Genomic DNA, 18,543 nt, shown 5'->3' with positions numbered 1-18,543 from the left:
CGCCGGATTCGCGGTCATGAGCCTGATCGTCCTCGCTGTGCCCGCCGCGATCGCCTTGTGGTTCCTGTGGGGCGGTGGGCAGGGCCCGTCGCTGGCCGAGGCCACGCTGACCGGTACGCGGCAGACCGCGGGGACGGTCTGCCTGGACGTGGCCGGCGACTTCTCCGGTTCGATGCGCGACAGCGTGGGAGCCCGTGACGAGGCACTGGCGTTGCTGACACCTTTCATGGCCAGGGAGATGCGGGCAGGCGACCTCTTCGCCTCCGTCAGGTTCGCGCAGTCGGCGTCGCTGGCCCTGCCGCCCACCAGGGCGGCGAGCCTCGGCGAGGTCCGTGAGCGGCCCGAACTGCCGGAAGAGGGGGAGCACACCTACTTCGCTCCCGCCCTCAAGGAACTTGATCGTGCCCACGGGCGAGCAGGCACCGACTGCGTCAAGCGCGTCCTGGTCGCGATCACCGACGGCGAGTTCTCCGACGAGATGGACGTGCTCGTTCCGCTCGCCCGCCGCTTCGATCGAATTTACCTGGCTCTCCCCGACCGGGACCGGGCCTATCGGCCCACGTTCGCCTATCACCGCGACCTGCGAACCGTCGTGACCCGCGGATTCACCGACGCCGAAGAACTGGGGCTGCTGTACGGCGAGGCCCTGGCTACGGCGACCGGCCAGAAGCTGGTCTCCCGCTAATACGATTCCCGCCCCATTCCTCCAGAACAAATCCGTCCCGGGACCAGAACCGCAGAGAGAACGGCGCCACCCGGGAAATCCGCCCTCGAGAACAGCACACAACCCCTCCAGGACGTCAAATGACTGAGATTCCTCCCCGTGCCGATGACCTGTCGATAATCCACGACCCGCCGCCCCCCTTCCCGGACATGGCCCCGGTCGCCGATGCGCTCGACCGGCTCACCGCCGAGGTCGGGCGCGAACACGACCGGGCGACCCGCCGCGAGGAGATCATCGACCGATTGCACGCCGAGAACCTGGAACTGCGCCACGGCCTGCTCCAGGAAGCCCTGACCCCGGTCAGGGCGGGCCTCTACCGCCTGTACGACATGGCCGGCCGTGAGGCGGCGCGCCTGCGCGAGGAGCCGGGCGGGAACGTGCACCTCGCCTCGCTGCTGGCGGCGATCGCCGACGAGGTGGCCGAGGTCCTGGCCCGGACAGGCGCCGAACTTCTCGAAACGGTGCCCGGTGACCCGTACGACTCGGCCCGCCACCGGCCGGTCGGGACGGCAAACGGTCCGCACGGCCATGTCGTGACCGTGCTCTCCGACGGTTTCCGGCTCGGCGAGCAGGTGCTGCGCAAGGCCGAGGTGACCGTCGGCACGTTCGTGGACGACCAGCGGAAGCAGAAAACGGAGGACGAGTAGATGGCTGTTCACGGAATCGACCTCGGCACCACATACTCGTGCATCGCGAGCATCGGCCAGGTGGGGCGCCCAGAGGTGCATCGCAACCGGGAGGGTTCGGACACGACGCCCTCGGTGGTCTTCTTCGAGACGGCGGACAACGTCGTCGTCGGCCAGACCGCGAAGGACAACGCGGTCATCCACCCGGGCGAGGTGGTCAGCCTCATCAAGCGTGACATGGGCCACGACACCACCCGAACCCTGTACGGGCGGGAGTACAACCCTGAGGAGATCTCGGCGTTCATCCTCAGGAAGCTGGCCGAGGACGCGTACGTCGCCAGCGGCACGGCTGTCTCGGACGTCGTGATCACCGTCCCGGCCTACTTCGGCGCCGCCGAGCGCGAGGCCACCCGCACGGCGGGCCGGCTCGCCCAGCTGAACGTGATCGACGTCATCTCCGAGCCGATCGCGGCCGCCATCACGTACGGCGTGCTCAATCCGGCGGAGGACTGCCACATCCTGGTCTACGACCTCGGCGGCGGCACCTTCGACACCACGGCCATCACCCTCAGGGGCGGCAGTATCGAGGTGGTCTGCACCGACGGGGACCACGAACTCGGAGGGACCGACTGGGACTCGGCGCTCGTCGAGCATCTCGCGGACCGTTTCCGGAGCGAGCACCCCGACGTCGGCGCACCCCTGGACAACAGGCAGACCGAGCAGGACCTGCGGAAGATAGCGGAGAACGCCAAGATGGCGCTCTCCTCCACGGTCAAGCACACGGTTCGCGTGATGCACGAGGGCCGCGTCACCACGGTCGAACTGACCCGTGAGGAGTTCGAGTCGATCACGCGCACGCTGCTCGACCGGACGATCTCGATCACTCGTGCGACCCTCGAAACAGCGAGGCAGAAGGGAGTCGCCCGCTTCGACCACCTGGTTCTGGTGGGCGGCTCGTCCAAGATGCCGGTCGTGGCGGAGTCCCTGGAGAAGGAGTTCGGCCTCGCCCCCCGGCTGCACGACCCGGATCTGGCCGTCGCCAAGGGCGCCGCTCTGTACGCGTTCGAGGAGACCTACCGGCAGCTGCTCAGCTCGGGGAGGAAGGCCAAGGCCGAGGAGATGGCCCTGGAGGCAGGACTGTCACGGGCCGACCAGGAGGAGATCGCCAACCGCACGATCAAGACGGTCGCCTCCAGGTCCTTCGGGATAGTGACCAGGAACAAGCAGACCCGCCGGGAACTCGTCACCCACCTGGTGCACGCGAACGACCCGTTGCCCGCCGCCGTCACGGAGGGATTCTCGACCCTGGACGACTACCAGGACACGGTGGCCGTCAGGGTGATGGAGCAGGCGGGTAGTGAGGAGTCGGAGGATCTGGAGAACAACAACCTGATCGGGGAGGGCGACCTGCGCATCCCGCCGCGCAAGCGCGCCGGTTTCCCGGTCGAGGTCACCTTCGCCCTCGACTCCTCCGGGTTGCTGCACGTCACCGCGCGGGAGAACGAGACGGGGCAGCGGCTGGACCTGGACATCCAGATCGGCGGCATGTCCGAGGAGGAGGTCGCGTCGTCGCGGACCTCGCTCGCCCGCATCCAGGTGAGCTGACCGGATGGCCTTCGACGAGGCGCGCTACATCCGTGAGGTCCTGGACCCGGCCAGACAGGCCGGTGGCACGCTCCCCGCGGACCTGCGGCAGCGCTACCAGCTGGAGGAGACGGTGAGCGCCGCCGAGATCACGGAGACCGTGCGGCAGGTCCGCCAGTGCTGGCGGCGCAGCAGGCAGATGCTCAAATACCGAAAGATCATCGGCCTGCTGGAGACCGACCACGCACACCGCTTCGCGGCGATCTTCCAGGCGGCCGAAGGAGGGGACCTGGGCCCGCTGCGGGCGGAGGTCAAGGAGGCGGGGGAGCGGGACAGGCGACGCCTGAACGACGCGCGGCGGCGGCTGGACGACGCGGCCGGCAAACTGCGCCTGCTGCCCCCCGACGTGGTGGCGGGCATCGCCACGTCGGCCGAGATCGGACAGGGGCAGGCCACCGGCCTCGCCGGCGAGCTCGGCATCGAGGTGCGCGAGCCGGACCGGCTCCCCCATTCGGCGCCCTACGCCGCCTACGGCAAGGTCAGAGAGGCGCTCGACACGCTGCGGGCCGGCAACCTGGCCATGTTCCTGTTCACGGATCAGGGCGAGGGGATCCGGGTCCTCGGCCCTCCGGAGGGGATCCTCGACCGGGTCGCCGAGGTGGAGCAGGCGACGCGTCGCAAGCCCAGGGGGTCGGCGACGGCCGGTGCCGAGACGGTGTGCTCGGCCCTGCGCGCCATCGCCGATCCGGCGGCCCTGGTGCTGTACGACGTTGTTGTCCGGCTCCGCGAGCGTGTCCGCGAGCACCCGTACGACGACACGCTGCTTCGTCACGCCGTCGACGACCTTCACGTCGATCCCGGGGACGCCAAACGGCTGATCTTCGCGATCCGCCACGAGACGGGGGTGGCGGGCGGGCCCGCCGCGCGGCTCCGCGAACTGGTCGACGGGGGTGAGATCCAGGCGGCGGCCGACTTCGCCGAGGCCCTGCCGCCGGACGCGCTCAGCGGAGAGGCCGCGGAACTGGCCACCGAGATCTGGGCCCGGCTGGACAAGGCCGTGCGGCTGCGCGACCTGGCTCGCACCGAGAACGATGGGGACAAGGCGTGGATCATGCTGGAGGACGCCCTGCGCCGGGTCCCCGATCTTCCCGGCGCGGAAGACCTGCTGGCGGGGCTGGCTCCCCATCCGCCGTCGAGGGTCGTGGCGCGGATCCAGGGGAACGCGGTGGTGGTCACCTGGACGGCTTCCCCTTCCAGGGCGGGTGACATCACCTACGACGTGTACCGCGACGGTGTCCCGTTCGCCGAGTCGGCCCGGTCCGGTGTACGGGACGACGGGCCTCCGGTCAACGAGCCCGTGACGTACGCGGTGGCGGCCCGCCGCGGCCGGGCCGCCTCCGCCCAGGTCACCGCCGCGTCCGTGGTGTCGCGTCCGGAACCGGGCGCGCTGACGCTGACCGCGGAGGACGGCGTGGTCGTCGGCCGATGGACGGTTCCCCCGGAGGCGGTCCGGGTCCTCGTGACCCGTGACGGCGTGCCGGTCGCCGTGACGGGCTCCGGCTTCCGCGATCGGGACGTGCGCAACGGGACCGGCCACGAGTACGTCGTGGCGGCCGTCTATCGGAGCGCCGAGGGCGACGTCACCACACCCGGGCTGCGTCACGTGGTCACCCCGCGGGCCAGGCCGGAGCCGGTCGCCGACTTCGCCGTGGAACCCCACGGTCAGGACCGGTTGCTGGTGCGCTGCGCGGAGCCACAGGCAGGGGGCCTGGAGTTCTTCTCACTGTCCGAGGCGCCACCCTGGCCGTACGGGGCGGGCGTGCCGGTCGCCGACGTGCGCGCGGTGGGCCACCCGCTGCGGGCGGCGCCCGCCGAGGGCGGGTTCCTGATCCGGCCCGAGCGGGCCTCCAGCGTGCTGCTGGCCGTCACCGTCGCGGGCGACCTGGCAATCATCGGGGCGCACCGCGAGCACCTCAATCTCGCCGCGCCGCGGCGGTTGACCGTCCAGCGGCGCGGCGAGGTCGTGTATCTCGGCCTCGAATGGCCACAGGACGTACCCGAGGTCGAGGTCCGCTGGGGTGAGCGGCGACTGCTGGTCAGCGCGGCGGCCTACCGGTCCCAGGGTGGTATCCGGCTGGAGGTCCCTGAGAACGAGGCCCCGGTCATCGAGGTGGCGCCCACCGTGACCGTGCGGAACGAGCGGGTGCGGGGAACACCCGTCTCCGTCCGGCTGGACGCCGTGGTGCCGGTCCGCTACGACCTGCTCACGGCCGGGTCCCCCTGGCGCAGGGAACTGGTCGTCGAGCTGACTTCGGATCGGCCCGTACGGATCGACCGGTTCGTGCTGGTGCTCAAGGCGGGCCGGATCCAGCCACGCTCGGCCGACGACGGGTTCGTGCTGCACGAGTGGTCGGCGGTCACCACACCGGCCAGGCTCACCCTGCCTCCACCGCGCCATGCCAGGCCTTACTGGCTGCGCTGTTTCGCCGAGGGCTCCGTCGAACTTGTCGACCCGCCCGTCCGGGTACTGAAAAAGGGGTAGACCATGATCAGCTGCCCGTACTGCTTCGCGAAAGTGGCACGCAGGCGCATCGCGTTCCGCTGCATGGGCAAGAGCAACCGGATGCCGGGTTGTGACCCGGTGCCCGACGAGGCCATGGGTGCCCTGCGCGGCGACGCCACGGCGCCGGTCCTGCCCCCGGTCTTCGCGGTCAGGAAACCCGGGCGGCGTGCGGTGTGCCCGGGGTGCTCTCGTGAGACGGGCTGGCGCGTCTGCCCGTCCTGCCACAGCAGGCTGCCGGCCGAGTACTGTGCCAACCCCGGCAAGATCGTCGCCCTGGTCGGGGCGAAGGGGGCCGGCAAGAGCACCTACATCGCGGTCCTGATCCACGAGCTGATGAACCGGGTGGGCGAGGAACTCGACGTCTCTCTCGTAGCATGCGACGACCGGACGATCGAACGCTACAAGCAGGACTTCGCCCGCCCCCTGTACGGCGAGCGGACTCTGCTGGTCAGCACGCAGTCGGCCGAGGCGGGACCGCGCGACCCCCTCGTCTACCTGCTCACCAGGACCGCCCGCGGCAGATTCCGCAGCCGCGTGGAGTCGCTGACGCTGGTCCTCTTCGACACCGCGGGCGAGGACCTGCGCCATCGCGACATGAGCGAGTTGCACCTGCGCTACCTCGGCGCGGCCGACGCCGTCATCTTCCTGCTCGACCCGCTGGGGCTGCCCGGCGCGCACAAGGCGCTGGAGGGGGCCGCCAGGGAGCGGAGCGGCGCGCTGGACGACGACCTGATGAGCGACCCGATGGACGTGATCACCCGGGTCACCGAACTACTGCGCAGCAAGGACCGGGGCCCGCTGACCGTCCCGGTGGCCGTGGCGCTCAGCAAGATCGACGTCTTGCGGCCCGCGATGGCCCGCCAGTCTGCGCTGCATCGGGCCCGCGACCCCATCCGAGCCCTGGATCTCGACGACAGGGACGCGGTCCACGAGCAGATCCGCGGGCTGCTGGACGAATGGCAAGAGAGCCGGATCGACCGGTATCTCGGCCAGCAGTACGCCCATTACGCGTTGTTCGGCCTCTCGGCTCTCGGCGCGATACCACCGGACGAGAAAACGGTCTCGCCGAGCGGCATCCGCCCCTACCGCGTCGAGGACCCGCTGCTGTGGCTGCTCTACCGGTTCAAGATCCTCGACGGCATCCGGAGGTAGTCCGATGGCCTGGCAGTTCCACTACACATCGGCCGAGGCGGGTCCAACCGGCCGCGCAGGCTTCCAGTTCGTGGCCGAGTCGCCGGGAGTGCCCGCGGGACTGAGCACGCACGTCGCGCCCTACCTCACCTACCGGCCGCCGCCCGGCCTGCCGACAGCCCCCTCCGCCCAGCAGATCGGCGCGATGCCGGTGGCCATGGCATACGGTCCCGCCGGGGACCGGATCGCCCTGACCCGCTGCGTCTACCTTGGACAGGACTACTCCGGGAGATTCGGCAACTTCCTCGGGCACGCGCTCGTGCTGGATGACGACGACCTCGTCGGGCTGCGCCCGATCGAGCTGTGGCGCGCCCCGATCTGGTCGGACGCGCCGGCGGCGCCCGGCTCGGCGCTGCCCGAGCTGACCGACCTCGCCCCCGGCCCCACGCTGGACCCCGAGTCACTGGGGCTGTGGCTGCGAGCGGGCGGGCCGGGCGCCTACGACAGGCTCGGGACCCTGCTCGAACTCACCCGGCAGGCCCTCACGACAGGGCATGGCCGGCTCCTGCTGGTCAGTTCCGATTCCGAGGAGATCGTGCGGTGGATAGCCGTGATCTCCTATTCGCTGCCGTGGGAGGTGGTCAAACGGCTGTCGTTCGTCACCTACAGCGGTGACCCGGCCGCCACCGCCCAGACGATCGTCGGCACTACGCCCGACGTCTGGCTCCCCTCGGATCTGGACGCCACGGTGCTGCCGCTCGACCAGCCCGTCCAGCGGGTGGGGTGGGGACGGTTCGCGGACACCGTCACCGAACTTTGGCGGCGGATGAACCTGGCCGGGATCGACGAACTCGGCACATTCGGTCAGGCGGATCCCGAGACGGTCGCGGCGCTGGTCGCCCTGTGCCTGTCGGGTGCCTCGGTGTCTGAGGAGGAGCAGTCGGCCATCACCTCGCTGATCGGCGGCGAGCTCCCCGAATGGGTATGGCCGGCCATCGGGCGCCGAGCCGACCGGCTCGGTTACGAGCTGGCCGCCGCCGTCGTCGCGCACGGCCCGCCGGAGGCGGCCGACCCGTGCGCGGCACGGTGCGTGCGGCTGGCCCTGCGGGATCCTTCCCTGGCGCCACCCGTCGGGCGCCTCCCCGGCCGATACCTCCGGGAGCTGTCGGCCGCGGCCGGAGCCGAGCTGGATGGGGCGGCGGGGCTGGCGCATCTGATCGCCGTTCTGCGCGTCGCCGACCTGACCGGCCTTTCGCTTTCCGCGGCCGGAGTGGAGCGCGCTGTCGCGGCTCAGGTCGGGGAAGGGCTCACCGGAGCCGTGGCCGCCGGGGAGGTCGCCGGATCCCCGCTCGGCTGGCGCGAAGTGCTGCTGGCCGGACTGGTCGCCGGACTCGAACGGGCCGCCCCGGGCGTACGCACCCGGGTGATGTCCGCAGAACTCTGCGACCTGCTCGCCGGTCACGATCTGCGGGACGCGCCGCTCACCGGGGTGGCCGTGGTCCGGGGGCGGTTCGCCGCCGGCCGGATCGGGCGGGTGGACGCGACCATTCGCCTGTTCCGGTACGGGCGGGGAAACGAGGTGCCGGACGAGCGGGAGACGACCCTTGCCGAGATCTGGCGGCGGGAGCCGACCGACGACGACTGCCTGCGGCTCATCGACGAACTGGGCGCCGCGATGCAGACATCCTTCACGCTGTGCGCCCTGCCCGGACGGGCTTTCGTCCGATACGGGGTTAAGGCGACGGAGACCGCCCGAATCGCCGAGCGGGTGCGGTCCGCGGGGATACCCGGCTTCCCTGCCGATGACGCCGATGCCGTCCTGGTTGCGATTGGGCTCGCGAACCTGGAGTCGCCGCGGTCCGTCGCGGCGGCCGTGGAACGGCTCACCGGCCTGACCGGTCAGACCGATGCCGCTCTCGCGAGCCTGATTCGCAGGCGGGCCGCGAAGACACTCGCCGGGCGAGACCCCCGGTTCCGTACCACTCTGCTGCTTCAGCTACCCGATCCCTCCCTGTGCTGGCTGCTGGAAACCTGGTTGGCCGCAAAGCCGAACCGGGATGAGCAGGCGGCCCTCCTGGAGATCGCCATCAGGGTCCGGCTGGCCGGGATGGAGATCGCGCCGCTGGACGAGTGGGCGCGCGCCCTGGTGAACGGCTGGACGCGATTCGGGTCCATGGAGAACCGGTTCAAGAACGACCCCGAACTCGCCGCCGGGCTGAAGGAGTTCATCCGGCCCAAACGGTGGCATCGGTTACGAGGAGGCCACTGATGGGTTCCGTGGTGGCCATGCTGTTCGGCCTGTTCGCGTGGATGCTGGGGGTTTGGCTGGCCACCCTGGCGGGCGTGGTGCTCTTTCCCGTCGCCCTCTTGGTGACCACGGCCGTACTGGTCGGCCTGTACTGCGTGCAGGCGAGCGCGATCCTGCTGCCGGACACCGCGTACGGCCCGTCGCCCGTGTCCAGGCCCGGCGGCGACCACAGACGAGACCCTGCCTACCGGCACTATCTGGCCTCCCAGGTCTGGCAGGACTGGCGATCGATCATCAGGCTGGCGAGCTCGCGCATGAGTGCCGGGGCGGCGCGCGGGCTGAGCCGGAGCACCGCGATCCTCCTGGGCGGCAAACAGGGATGGGTGCTGTTCCCGATCTGGCTGGGTGTGTGCGGCGGGATCGTGTCCGCGACCCTTCCCGTCGCCGTCACCGTGTTACTGATCGCCACCGCTTACCTCGCGACCGTCGCGACCGGGCTGCTGGCCTGGCTCGTCTGCGTGGGAGTGCTCCGTACGATCGAGCAGGTCCTCATGCTCGCCCGGCGAATCCTGCAAACCTGCCCCTACCCGGGCTGCTACTCGAAGTTCACGCTACCCGTCTACTCGTGTTCGACCTGCGGTGCCAAGCACCGGCACCTGCGGCCCGATCTGGACGGCGCGTTCTGGCACGTGTGCCAGTGCGGGACCCGGTTGCCCACCACGATCCTGCTCGGCCGCTTCCGGCTGCAGGCCCACTGTCCCCGATGCGACCGCCGGCTTCCGACTCGCATCGGCCGGGTGCGGATCGAACCCGTCCCCCTGGTGGGAGGCCCTGACGCGGGTAAGACCACGTTCATGGCGCTGACAGTGGACGCCCTGCACGGCGCGGTCACCGCCGCGGGAGGGACGGTGCTGTTCGCCGACGAGGGTGACGAGGCCGCCTTCCGGCAACTGCGCCGCGAGCTGGCCGCGGGAAAGATCAGCAAGACGCTTCCCGACCTGCCCAGGGCCGTGATGCTCGACATCACCCTGCCGGGAGGGTCCGAGAAGGGCAGCCGGATCCTCTACCTGTTCGACCCGTCAGGCGAGCACTACACGGGGGCCAGCAAGGTCGAGGAGATGCACTACCTCGCCCACGGCGAGGCACTGATCCTGGTCATCGACCCCTTCGCGCTCCCCGCGGTCCAGGACCACCTGCTCGAATCCGAGTCGCGCCTGCTCAAGGCCCGCGGTGTCATCCTGTCCCGGGAGGATCCCGCGGACACCTTCACCCGCCTGCGCAACGAGCTGGCCGGTCGCTCCGACGGAGGCAGGCAGCGGCGGGTCGCGGTCGTCCTCACCAAGGCCGACCTGCTCGAGAGCACCACCTCCGGGCGCGGTGTGAAGAACGACCTGCCAGGCTGGCTCACCCTCATGGGGCTGGGCAACCTCGTCCGTGAGCTGAGGAACCAGGGCGTGCAGACGCGCTACCTCACCTCGGGTCTGCCGCCCGTCACCGCGCAGGTGGTCGAGCTGTTCGGCTGGTTGACGGGACTGCGGCTCAAGGGCGATCCGGCCGCCGTCACCACCGCCGAACTCACCGCCGGCGACGCGCGCAGACCCTGGGACGCCAAGGCCCGCCCCGAGGGAAGGCTGCCGCTGAGCTACCTGATCTCACGGCGCGGTATCGCCGCGATCACCGTGGCACTGTCCACCACGGTGATCGTCATGCTGAGCCTGCTCATGCTGACCGCATGGATTCCCGGCGGCTCATCGGCCGGGCGGCCCGCCTCCCCAGCCGTCGCGGTCCAGGTCCCGGCGCCCAGTTCGGCACCGGCGGCGTTCGCCGGGCACTGGACGGGACCGGTGGACCAGCCCGGCGCCCCCGCCTTCACCATGGACATGGTGCTGCGGGCCGGCCGGCGAACCGTGACCTTCGGCTACCCCGAGCTGGGGTGTTCCGGATCCGCCACGGTGCACGGCGACGGCGGTTTCGCGGACCGGATCCACCTCTTCGAGGCGATCACCGACGATCCTCGGAACAAGTGCCAGAAGACGGTGTGGGCCTCGCTGACCAGGACGGCCGGGGGAAGGCTCGACGTCCGCCTCTACATCAACCCCGGTAGCAGCGAACCATTCGCCACGGCCGTGCTGGTTCGCCGGTGACAACACGCCGACCTGTGGGGACTCCCGGCCGCTACCAGTGGGTGCGTGCCTACGCGCTGGACGCCGCGATCACCGTCGCCCTGGACCGCGACGACCGGGAGCGGGCGGGCGCGCTCGTCGCGACCCCGGCGTCGCCGGCGGTGCGTTGTGACATGCGCGAACTCGTGGTCCGCGCCCACCTGCACCGATGCCGCCTCGGCGGTCGGACGGCGCTCGCGCCGGCCCGGTTTCCCGGTAGTCCCGCGAAACCGGCCGGTTCGACCAGGCTTGACGGCATACTGAAAGTTCCCCGCTGAGAGAGGCGTACGGGAACTTGGTGGATCCGATACGGCGGCCGGAAGAGATCGTCACGCGGCAGGACTTCTGCGACGCGCTGAATCAGCTGAAGGCGGCCAAGTCGCTGACGGTTCGCGAGATCGCGGCGGCATCCGATATTCCGGTCAGCACGCTCGGCGGCTACTTCGCGGGCACGCACCTGCCCGCGGTCAAACCACCGGACCTGCTGCTGAGACTACTGAGGGCCTGCGGTGTCCTTGCGCGTGACGAGGTGGGGCAGTGGCAGCGGGCCCTGGTACGGGCACGGGCCTCCCCGCCGCCGGGTGATTCGGCGCTCTCCGGGGCCGAAGCGCACAGTCTGCCGGTCGTCTCGACCGTCCCGCCGGTCGAGCGGCTTGCCCGGGGGCCGAGGGTCCGCGGCCGATCCCGGCTGGTCGCCAAGATCGCGCACGGCGCCGGCCTGGTCCACGTGTTGTACGGTCTGGGCGGTGAGGGCAAGACCACGACCGCCCTCCTTGTCGCCCAGACCGCCATGGAACGAGGCGTTCGCACCTGGTGGATCGCGGGGGAGAACCGGGAAAGCCTGCTCCACGGGATGCAGGCGCTGGCGGTGGAGTTGGGCGTCGATCATCGGGAACTGCTGATGGGCAGCCTGCCCGACCTGTTGTGGGGTGCCCTGACGTCGTACCCCCGGCCGTGGTTGCTCATCGTCGACGGGGCCGACGCACCCGTCCGTGACCTCGCGGTACCGCCGGGGCGCGTGCTGGACGGCAACGGGCTGATACGACGTCCGGGTCCGCGCGGCACCGTCCTGGTCACCACGCGGGACGGTTCGGAGACGGTGTGGGGCGCCGGTTTCCATCGTCGCCTCCATCGGATCGACCGGCTGGGTGTCCGGGACGCCGGGCTCGTCCTGCGTGAACTCGCCGGGACGGGCGCGGGAGGGCTGGGGCAGGCCACCGCGCTGGCTCGGCGGCTGGGCTGCCTGCCACTGGCTCTGCGTGTCGCCGGCGACTACCTGGCGGAGAGCGCCCGGCTTCCCGCCGAGGTCGAGGATCCGGCCGAGATCCGTACGTACGACGGCTACCGGACGGCACTGGATCGTGGCCAACCGGCCGAGTTCTTCGACGGGCAGCCCGGGGAAGCGGACGACTCGGAGCGGTCGATCATCGGCCGGACCTGGGAGCTGTCGCTGGACCTGCTGGCCGAGCGCGGGATGGGGGAGGCCCGGGCACTCCTGCGGTTGCTCTGCCTGCTGGGTCCCGCACCCATCCCGTACGGGCTGGTGCTGCGAGCCGAGGTGCTGGCGACGACGCGTTCCTTCTCCGGGATCACGGGGCGGTCGTTGATGCGCGTCCTGCGCGCGCTCGCCGACCTCAGCCTCTTGGAGCTCTCGGTCGAGGAGGGGCCCGTCCGGACGGAGATCGGGCTCCTCACTCTCCACCCCGTGCTTCGTGACGCCGGTCGCCGCCGGCGTGGATCTCGGGAGGACGGCGAGGCCGCCGCCGAACTGGTGACCCGCCTGCTCTCCATGGCCGCGCGCGAGCTCGACCCGAGCACGCCCACGTCGTGGCCGAGATGGCGGGTGCTGGCCCCGCACTGCGCGAGCCCGGTCGACCTCGTACGGGACCTGCCGGGTTTCGGCGGGCCGCAGCACCTGGAGCCCGCCATCCTGGCGGCCCGCTACCTGCGCGCCTCCGGCCACCTCACCCAGGCGGAACGCGCCTACCAGGCTCTGGTGGCTGACGGCGGCGGGCTGCTGGCCGATGATCACCCGGTCGTGTTGGAGCTCAGGCACGACCTTTCCCGGCTGCGGCTGGCGCTCGGCCGGCCCGCGCTCGCCGAACGCGACCTGCGCGAGGTGCTCGCCGATCGCGTCCGCACGCTGGGCCCCCTGCACCGCGACACCCTGGGCACCGGGCACTACCTGGCGAGGGCGTTGCGCGAGGCGGGCCGCACCGCCCTGGCGGAGGAAATAATGAGGCAGACGCTGCGGACGCGCGAGGCGACCCTGGGCAGCCGCCACCCGGACACGCTGACCAGCATGAACAATGTGGGGGACATGCTCCGCGCGGCGGGCCGGCTGAACGAGGCCGAGGCGATGCTCGGCGAGGTCCTGCGGACGAGGGTCGAGATCCTGGGCGCCGAGCACCCGGCGACCCTGATCACCAGGCACTACCTCGCCGAGGTGGCCCGTGACCGAGGCCGGACCGCGGAGGCCGAACTGCTGCTGGTCGGGCTCGCCGCCGACTGCGTCCGGATCCTGGGCGAGCGGCACCCCCGGACACTGCGGGTGCGTGACAGGCTGGGGGCGGTGCTGCTGGATCTCGACCGGCCCGGACAGGCCGCCGACCTCCTCACGGAGGTGCTGGAGGTGAGCGTCTCGGTGCTGGGCGCCGAGCATCCCGCCACGCTCGGCACCCGGCACCGGCGGGCGCTCGCGTGGGCCGCGCTGGGCGACCGGCGGCGGGCTTCCGCGGAGCTCTCGCAGGTGCTGGACGGGCGGCGGCGCCACCTGGGTCCCGAGCATCCCGACGTCGCCGTGACGGTGGCGGATCTGACCCGTCTCGCCGAGGCGGGCTGAGCCGGGGGCAGGCCGTACGCCGCCGTGACGGCGGCGGGTCCGGCTCGCCCGAGCGGGATCGGCCGGGACCCGGTCAGAGTGCCGAGCCGCGCGTCCGGTTGCCGGCGGCCTCCTTCGGTAACCGGAGCAGGCGGAGCAGATACTTCTCCGAGAAACCAGCGGCGAAGGTGAGCAGGATCAGGCCGCCGGGACCCGCGGACTCCAGCACCACGATGATGTTCCAGCCCGCCAGGAGCTGGACGATGAGCGCGGCCATGGCCCCCACCAGCGGGCCCAGCGCCAGCTTGAGCATGTCGGTGCGGTAGGTGACCAGGCTGGTCCGGCCGTCGCGCACCTGGAGCAGCCGGCTGAACAGGCCGCCCACCGCGCCCACCAGCATCAGCGTGGCCGAGACCGTGAGCAGCCCGGCGTAGCCGGGGAAGGCGATCGCCCACGCGGGCTGCGGGGTTCTGGCGCTGAGGAACGGTGACACCGCGAGCAGGAGCACGGTGAACACGCCGCAGTAGCCGAGCAGATGCTGGAGGCGCCGGACCTGGAGGCTGTCCTCGATCGCCTCCTTCGCGTCCGCGCTGTGCGTGGCGGTCAACGCGGCCTCCAGCGCGGTCCGGCGCTCCTGTATCGAGACGCCGGCGGCGCAGGCCGCCCGCAGGGTCGTTCGCGCCGCCGTCAGCGTTTCGCGCCCGTCGGCCGTCTCCAGCTCGGCGAGCGTCGCGTTGCAGCGGGCGGTCAGCATCTCCTCCGGCATCAGCCGCAACAGCAGACGGTCGGCGAGGGAGAGGTATCCGGCCGCGGCGAGGGTGTCGGGCCGACGTCCCTGCAGGCTCTCCCAGGCCGCGGCCAGTCCATCCGTGATCACATCTGCGGTGGACGGGTCATGGCCGCCGATCGAGCGCAGGTCCCCGTGGATGCGCCAGTAGACGCCCAGCAGCATGACCACCCGGGAGGCGGTGTAGCGGTTCCGGACGCCGTGTCCGGGCCGGTTGACGACGTCGATCGTCTTGAGGCCGGTCACAGCAACTCCCCCACTCCCAGCAGGTGATAGACGTGGACGACCACCGCGAACGAAAGGCACCAGACGGCGAGAGTGGACAACCGGGCGATCCGCCGCCGCCGCCGGAACTCCGCCGAGGCCCTCGCCCAGACCCGCGCCACGAAGGCGTCGTGAGGCCGGAGCCCGGACGCGTCGGCCATGGCCTGCAGGATCTCCAGCCGCACCCGCGAATTGCGCCGGTACCCGCCGTGCTCGGCCGGAAGCAGCGGGCCGTTGACCACCGGTACGACCACGTCGGCCACGCCTTCCAAGAGGGAGCCGCAGGAGACCGGGTCGTAGGCGCTGGAGAACTCCCGCCAGTGCGTCACCGAACCGGCGGGCAGGCGCAGGTCACGGTGCCAGGAGGAGATCAGGTCGGTGAGTCCGGAGGCGCGCAGGGCCACCGCTCCCACGAACGTCAGCACGGTGGAGACGAGCACGAGTTGCTCGGGCCGGGTGGGCCCTGACAGGGCCGCGTCCAGCCCGGCGCCGAACGGATCGCGCGCGGCCGCCGAGACGTTCGCGACGAACAACGGCCAGGACGTCACCGCGGCCGTGGCCAGCAGCGCCAGCATGGACGTCATGCAGATCGCGGCGATCCACCCGAGCACGCCGGTCCGTATCGAGAGCGAGCGGTTGACCCCGTGCAGCAGGCCGAGCCCGGATCCCAGCCCGAAGAAGACGGTACGTCGCCGTGGGCGCTCGCCGGCGAGCATCTCGCGGGTCAGCATCGCTCCCTGGCTGTGCGCCACCACGAGCTGCTGGGCGTCCTGCGGCAGCCGGTCCTGGCACCAGTGGAGATCGGAGCGGATCACGGCGGTCATCCGCGCGCGTTCCTCGGGCAGGCCCATCGCCACCAACGAGTCGCCGACGAAGTCGATGAGCAGCGTGACCGGCGCGCGGAGCAGCGGCACGTTTCCGATCAGTGCCAGCACGGGGCAGAGCAGCACCGTGGTCACCATGGCCAGCAAGCGGGGGGCGAACCCGAAGTAGCTCGCCAGCCCGATCGTCGCCATCCGCCCCGTCCGGCGCGGTGTCGCGGGCCCGGAGAACAGGGTCGGCGACATGCTGAACCAGGCGGCCCCCATCTGGTAGAGCGCCAACCACGGCACGACCAGGAGCAGCAGCCGGGAGAACCGCACCGGACCGGGCAGCGGGAAGCTGCGGGCCCAGCACGACTCGGCCAGCAGCCACCGGTAACGGAGGGTCCGGCCGCGTACGTGCGCGGTCACCTCCCAGATCTCGTGCACCGGCCAGGAGCTCGGCGCCACCGAACGAGGGGTGCCCCACAGCGTCCGGGCGATCCGGGAGAAGGCCCGTTCACGCCCGGGATCCGGCGCGTGCCGTTCCACCCGGCGAACACCGGTCACCGTGCCCTCGAGGGGGAGGCCGCCCGGCAGCTCGCCGGCGAGTGCCAGCAGCGGTCCGGCAAACTTGTCCAATGTGTGGCCGGGCCGCTGCATGCCGATGCCGTGCACGAACAACACCGCGGTGGCGGCGGTCCGGCCAGGTGGGCACTGCGTGCACGTGCCGCTCACCGTCTCGCCGGCTCCGGGCCGGTCGGCGGAGGGGCTCACCGTCTCACCAACTCCTGCCCTGTCAGCGTGGCCAGGGCCCGGCCGTACAGGAGGCTGAGGCCGCGCGCGTCGTCGAACCCGCGGGAGACCACAGAGGCGAGCTCGGGGCTGCCGGCGAGGCCGGGCCGGTCGTCGTCGTCGCCACCGGGCACGGCCCAGTAGGCGCGCTGCAGGCGCATCCCGGTGAGGGCGTCGCGCACCTCTGGAGCGCTGTCGGCGAGCTGGACGTCGGTGATCATGATGAGCGCGTGCGCGGCGCAGGCGCCGTCCCGCGCGGCATAGGCCCGGTTCAGTTCCGCCAGCGCGGGCAGCAGCCGGGTGTCCTTGCCGTTCGGCGGTCCGTCGGCCGTGATGGAGACCCCGGCCAGGGCGCTCTGGGAAGTCGGGGGCAGGACGAGCCTGGCCTGGTCGGTGAAGGCCACGGAGGCGAGCACGTCACCGGGATCCAGGTTCCGGTCGATGAAGGTTCTCAGCTCGGCGAGCGCGGCGTCCCGGATCGGCGCCTCCTCGGTCATGGAGGACGAGTAGTCCACGGCGAGGTCGAGGCAGACGGGGCCGTGCGTCAGCCGGTCGTTCCGCAGCTCGCTGTCGCCCAGCGTTATGGGCTCGTCGGAGCCGATCAGGAACGGCAGGAAGAGCAGGGTGACCAACGTCAGCGCGAGCGCGCCGAGCAGGGCGCGCCGCCGCCGCGCGTAACGGGGCGCGGGCTGCAGGGGGTCGCCGGTGGGCACCGAATCGCTCTCCGGCACCCCCCGGCCGAGATAGGGGATCCGGCGGCCACGGGGAACGCGGGATCGGCGTGGGACGGACATGTGGGCGTTCGTCTCCCTCAGGCTTGCGGGCCGGCCGCGGAGGGCCGGTCGTCGTCGGATTTCCTGATGCCGTTGGGAACCGGCGGCACCACGAAGGCCGGGCCCGGCGGCAGGCTGGAGGTCTGCTCAGGGCCGGAGCTCCGCGGCGGCGGCGGGTAGTGATCGAGCGCGGTGAGGATCTCGTAGAAGGCGGTCCAGTTGTACGCCAGTGGATCGCTCTCCACGATCGGGTCGGGTTCCTGCCCGACCATGGGCCAGACCTTGGCGAACCGCTCGTACATCGACGAGCCGGGCCGGGCCCGGCCGGGGGCGCGGGCGGGTGGATGGGCGCCCATCGCGGGGTCGCCCGCGCGCCCGACGGACAGGTGTTCGTCGATGGCGAGCTGGATGTCGGTGGTCTCGCGCATCATCTTCTGGGCGACGCCGAGCAACGCGTCCCAGGCGTGCTCGTGCGCGGCGGCGAGCCTGACCGTCTTGCGGCTGTGGCGCAGGGTGTCGGCCCGGTGCTGGGGGTCGTGCATGGCGTGCACGGTCACGGCGAAGGCCGGGACCGCGACGAAGACCAGGCCGAGTGCGAGAGCGGTGGCCGTCTGGAGGGGGTCCAGGCCGCCGTCCCAGGCAGCGTCGCGGGTGAACCGGGTGATCGACATCACGACGAGCAACAGGCTGACGAAGGCGATCAGGACGAGAGTGAGCACGCTCAGCGGGGCCTTCCGCAGAACGCCGCGGGGCGCGCGTTCCGCCGGGCCGCCGGCCTTCCTGCTGTCCTGCAGCTCGCGCAGCTCGCCACCGAGGTGGCGGGCCGCGACGATGACGATGAGCGGGGCGGCCAGTGCCGCCAGTGCCGCCACCGCCACCTTGAGGAGGCCCGTGTCCGGGATCACTCCCAAGATCGTGCTGTAGTAGAAGACGGAGTCGATGAACATGATCAGGACGTCGAGGAGCAGCACCTGGCGGGTCGACAGCCGCCGCGCCGAGGCGCCACGGGCCCCCGGCCGCTCCTCGCCGGCGAGCTGGTGCATCCGGTAGTCACGGTCCGCCCGTTGAAGCCGCAGGATTTTACCGGTGATCTCTCTTCGGTACCGCCCGGCGAGCCGGGGCGGGATCGCCATCGCCCGGCGCAGCAGCGCGATCTCCAGATGGGTGGCGCGGTGCACCTCCACCGGGCCGTTGTGTCCGGTGGGCGGCCGCCGCCACGGCTCGCCGTCGTGGCCCAGCCACCGCCGCACTCTGTCAAGCATCCG

At 71.4% G+C, this 18,543-nt stretch carries 13 protein-coding genes; 9 read left to right on the top strand and 4 right to left on the bottom strand.

What is annotated here, in order from left to right; genetic code table 11:
* The first annotated feature begins 16 nt into the window (after window positions 1-16).
* From ACTOQ2_RS29730 to ACTOQ2_RS29690, 9 genes are all read left to right on the top strand, one after another.
* Entirely contained in the window at window positions 17-685 is a 669-nt protein-coding gene (locus ACTOQ2_RS29730) for a vWA domain-containing protein (RefSeq protein WP_440104032.1), read from the top strand.
* Between the two features lie 119 nt (window positions 686-804).
* The gene (gene grpE / locus ACTOQ2_RS29725) at window positions 805-1,371 is read left to right on the top strand and encodes a nucleotide exchange factor GrpE (protein WP_440104030.1); all 567 of its coding nucleotides are present in this window, start codon (window positions 805-807) and stop codon (window positions 1,369-1,371) included.
* Window positions 1,372-2,955, top strand: a complete 1,584-nt coding sequence (locus tag ACTOQ2_RS29720; RefSeq protein ID WP_440104028.1) for an Hsp70 family protein — start codon at window positions 1,372-1,374, stop codon at window positions 2,953-2,955. It begins immediately after the preceding gene.
* A gap of 4 nt (window positions 2,956-2,959) precedes the next feature.
* Window positions 2,960-5,476 carry a hypothetical protein gene (locus tag ACTOQ2_RS29715; protein ID WP_440104026.1) on the top strand — a complete coding sequence of 839 codons (2,517 nt, stop codon included), beginning with the start codon at window positions 2,960-2,962 and terminating at the stop codon, window positions 5,474-5,476.
* Between the two features lie 3 nt (window positions 5,477-5,479).
* Window positions 5,480-6,649: a TRAFAC clade GTPase domain-containing protein gene (locus ACTOQ2_RS29710; RefSeq protein WP_440104024.1), complete on the top strand. Its 1,170-nt coding sequence runs from the start codon at window positions 5,480-5,482 to the stop codon at window positions 6,647-6,649.
* A gap of 4 nt (window positions 6,650-6,653) precedes the next feature.
* Window positions 6,654-8,897 (top strand): GAP1-N2 domain-containing protein, encoded by a 2,244-nt coding sequence (locus ACTOQ2_RS29705; protein ID WP_440104022.1) that lies wholly within the window; start codon window positions 6,654-6,656, stop codon window positions 8,895-8,897.
* Window positions 8,897-11,020 carry a TRAFAC clade GTPase domain-containing protein gene (locus ACTOQ2_RS29700; RefSeq protein WP_440104020.1) on the top strand — a complete coding sequence of 708 codons (2,124 nt, stop codon included), beginning with the start codon at window positions 8,897-8,899 and terminating at the stop codon, window positions 11,018-11,020. The genes ACTOQ2_RS29705 and ACTOQ2_RS29700 overlap by 1 nt, the downstream gene beginning before the upstream one ends.
* A 14-nt stretch (window positions 11,021-11,034) precedes the next feature.
* A complete protein-coding gene (locus tag ACTOQ2_RS29695) occupies window positions 11,035-11,316 on the top strand; it encodes a hypothetical protein (RefSeq protein ID WP_440104018.1) in 282 nt (93 codons plus the stop codon).
* Window positions 11,317-11,336: 20 nt separating this feature from the next.
* Window positions 11,337-13,880, top strand: coding sequence for a tetratricopeptide repeat protein (locus ACTOQ2_RS29690; RefSeq protein ID WP_440104016.1), 2,544 nt, complete (start codon window positions 11,337-11,339; stop codon window positions 13,878-13,880).
* A gap of 73 nt (window positions 13,881-13,953) precedes the next feature.
* Here the strand turns inward: ACTOQ2_RS29690 and ACTOQ2_RS29685 are convergent, their stop codons facing one another.
* Genes ACTOQ2_RS29685 through ACTOQ2_RS29670 form a run of 4 tightly spaced genes read right to left on the bottom strand, consistent with a single transcriptional unit; the run spans window position 13,954 to window position 18,540 of the window.
* A complete protein-coding gene (locus ACTOQ2_RS29685; RefSeq protein WP_440104014.1) occupies window positions 13,954-14,892 on the bottom strand; it encodes a hypothetical protein in 939 nt (312 codons plus the stop codon).
* Window positions 14,889-16,487 (bottom strand): hypothetical protein, encoded by a 1,599-nt coding sequence (locus ACTOQ2_RS29680; RefSeq protein ID WP_440104012.1) that lies wholly within the window; start codon window positions 16,485-16,487, stop codon window positions 14,889-14,891. Before ACTOQ2_RS29680 ends, ACTOQ2_RS29685 begins: the two co-directional genes overlap by 4 nt.
* Window positions 16,484-17,299 (bottom strand): hypothetical protein, encoded by an 816-nt coding sequence (locus ACTOQ2_RS29675; RefSeq protein WP_440104010.1) that lies wholly within the window; start codon window positions 17,297-17,299, stop codon window positions 16,484-16,486. Before ACTOQ2_RS29675 ends, ACTOQ2_RS29680 begins: the two co-directional genes overlap by 4 nt.
* A gap of 17 nt (window positions 17,300-17,316) precedes the next feature.
* A complete protein-coding gene (locus ACTOQ2_RS29670) occupies window positions 17,317-18,540 on the bottom strand; it encodes a hypothetical protein (RefSeq protein WP_440104008.1) in 1,224 nt (407 codons plus the stop codon).
* Window positions 18,541-18,543 lie beyond the last annotated feature (3 nt).

This window comes from Streptosporangium sp. H16 (genome assembly GCF_051918855.1).
GTDB lineage: Bacteria > Actinomycetota > Actinomycetes > Streptosporangiales > Streptosporangiaceae > Streptosporangium.
The sequence above is the reverse complement of the archived record's forward strand: the minus strand, read 5'-3'. Positions and strand labels throughout refer to the sequence as shown.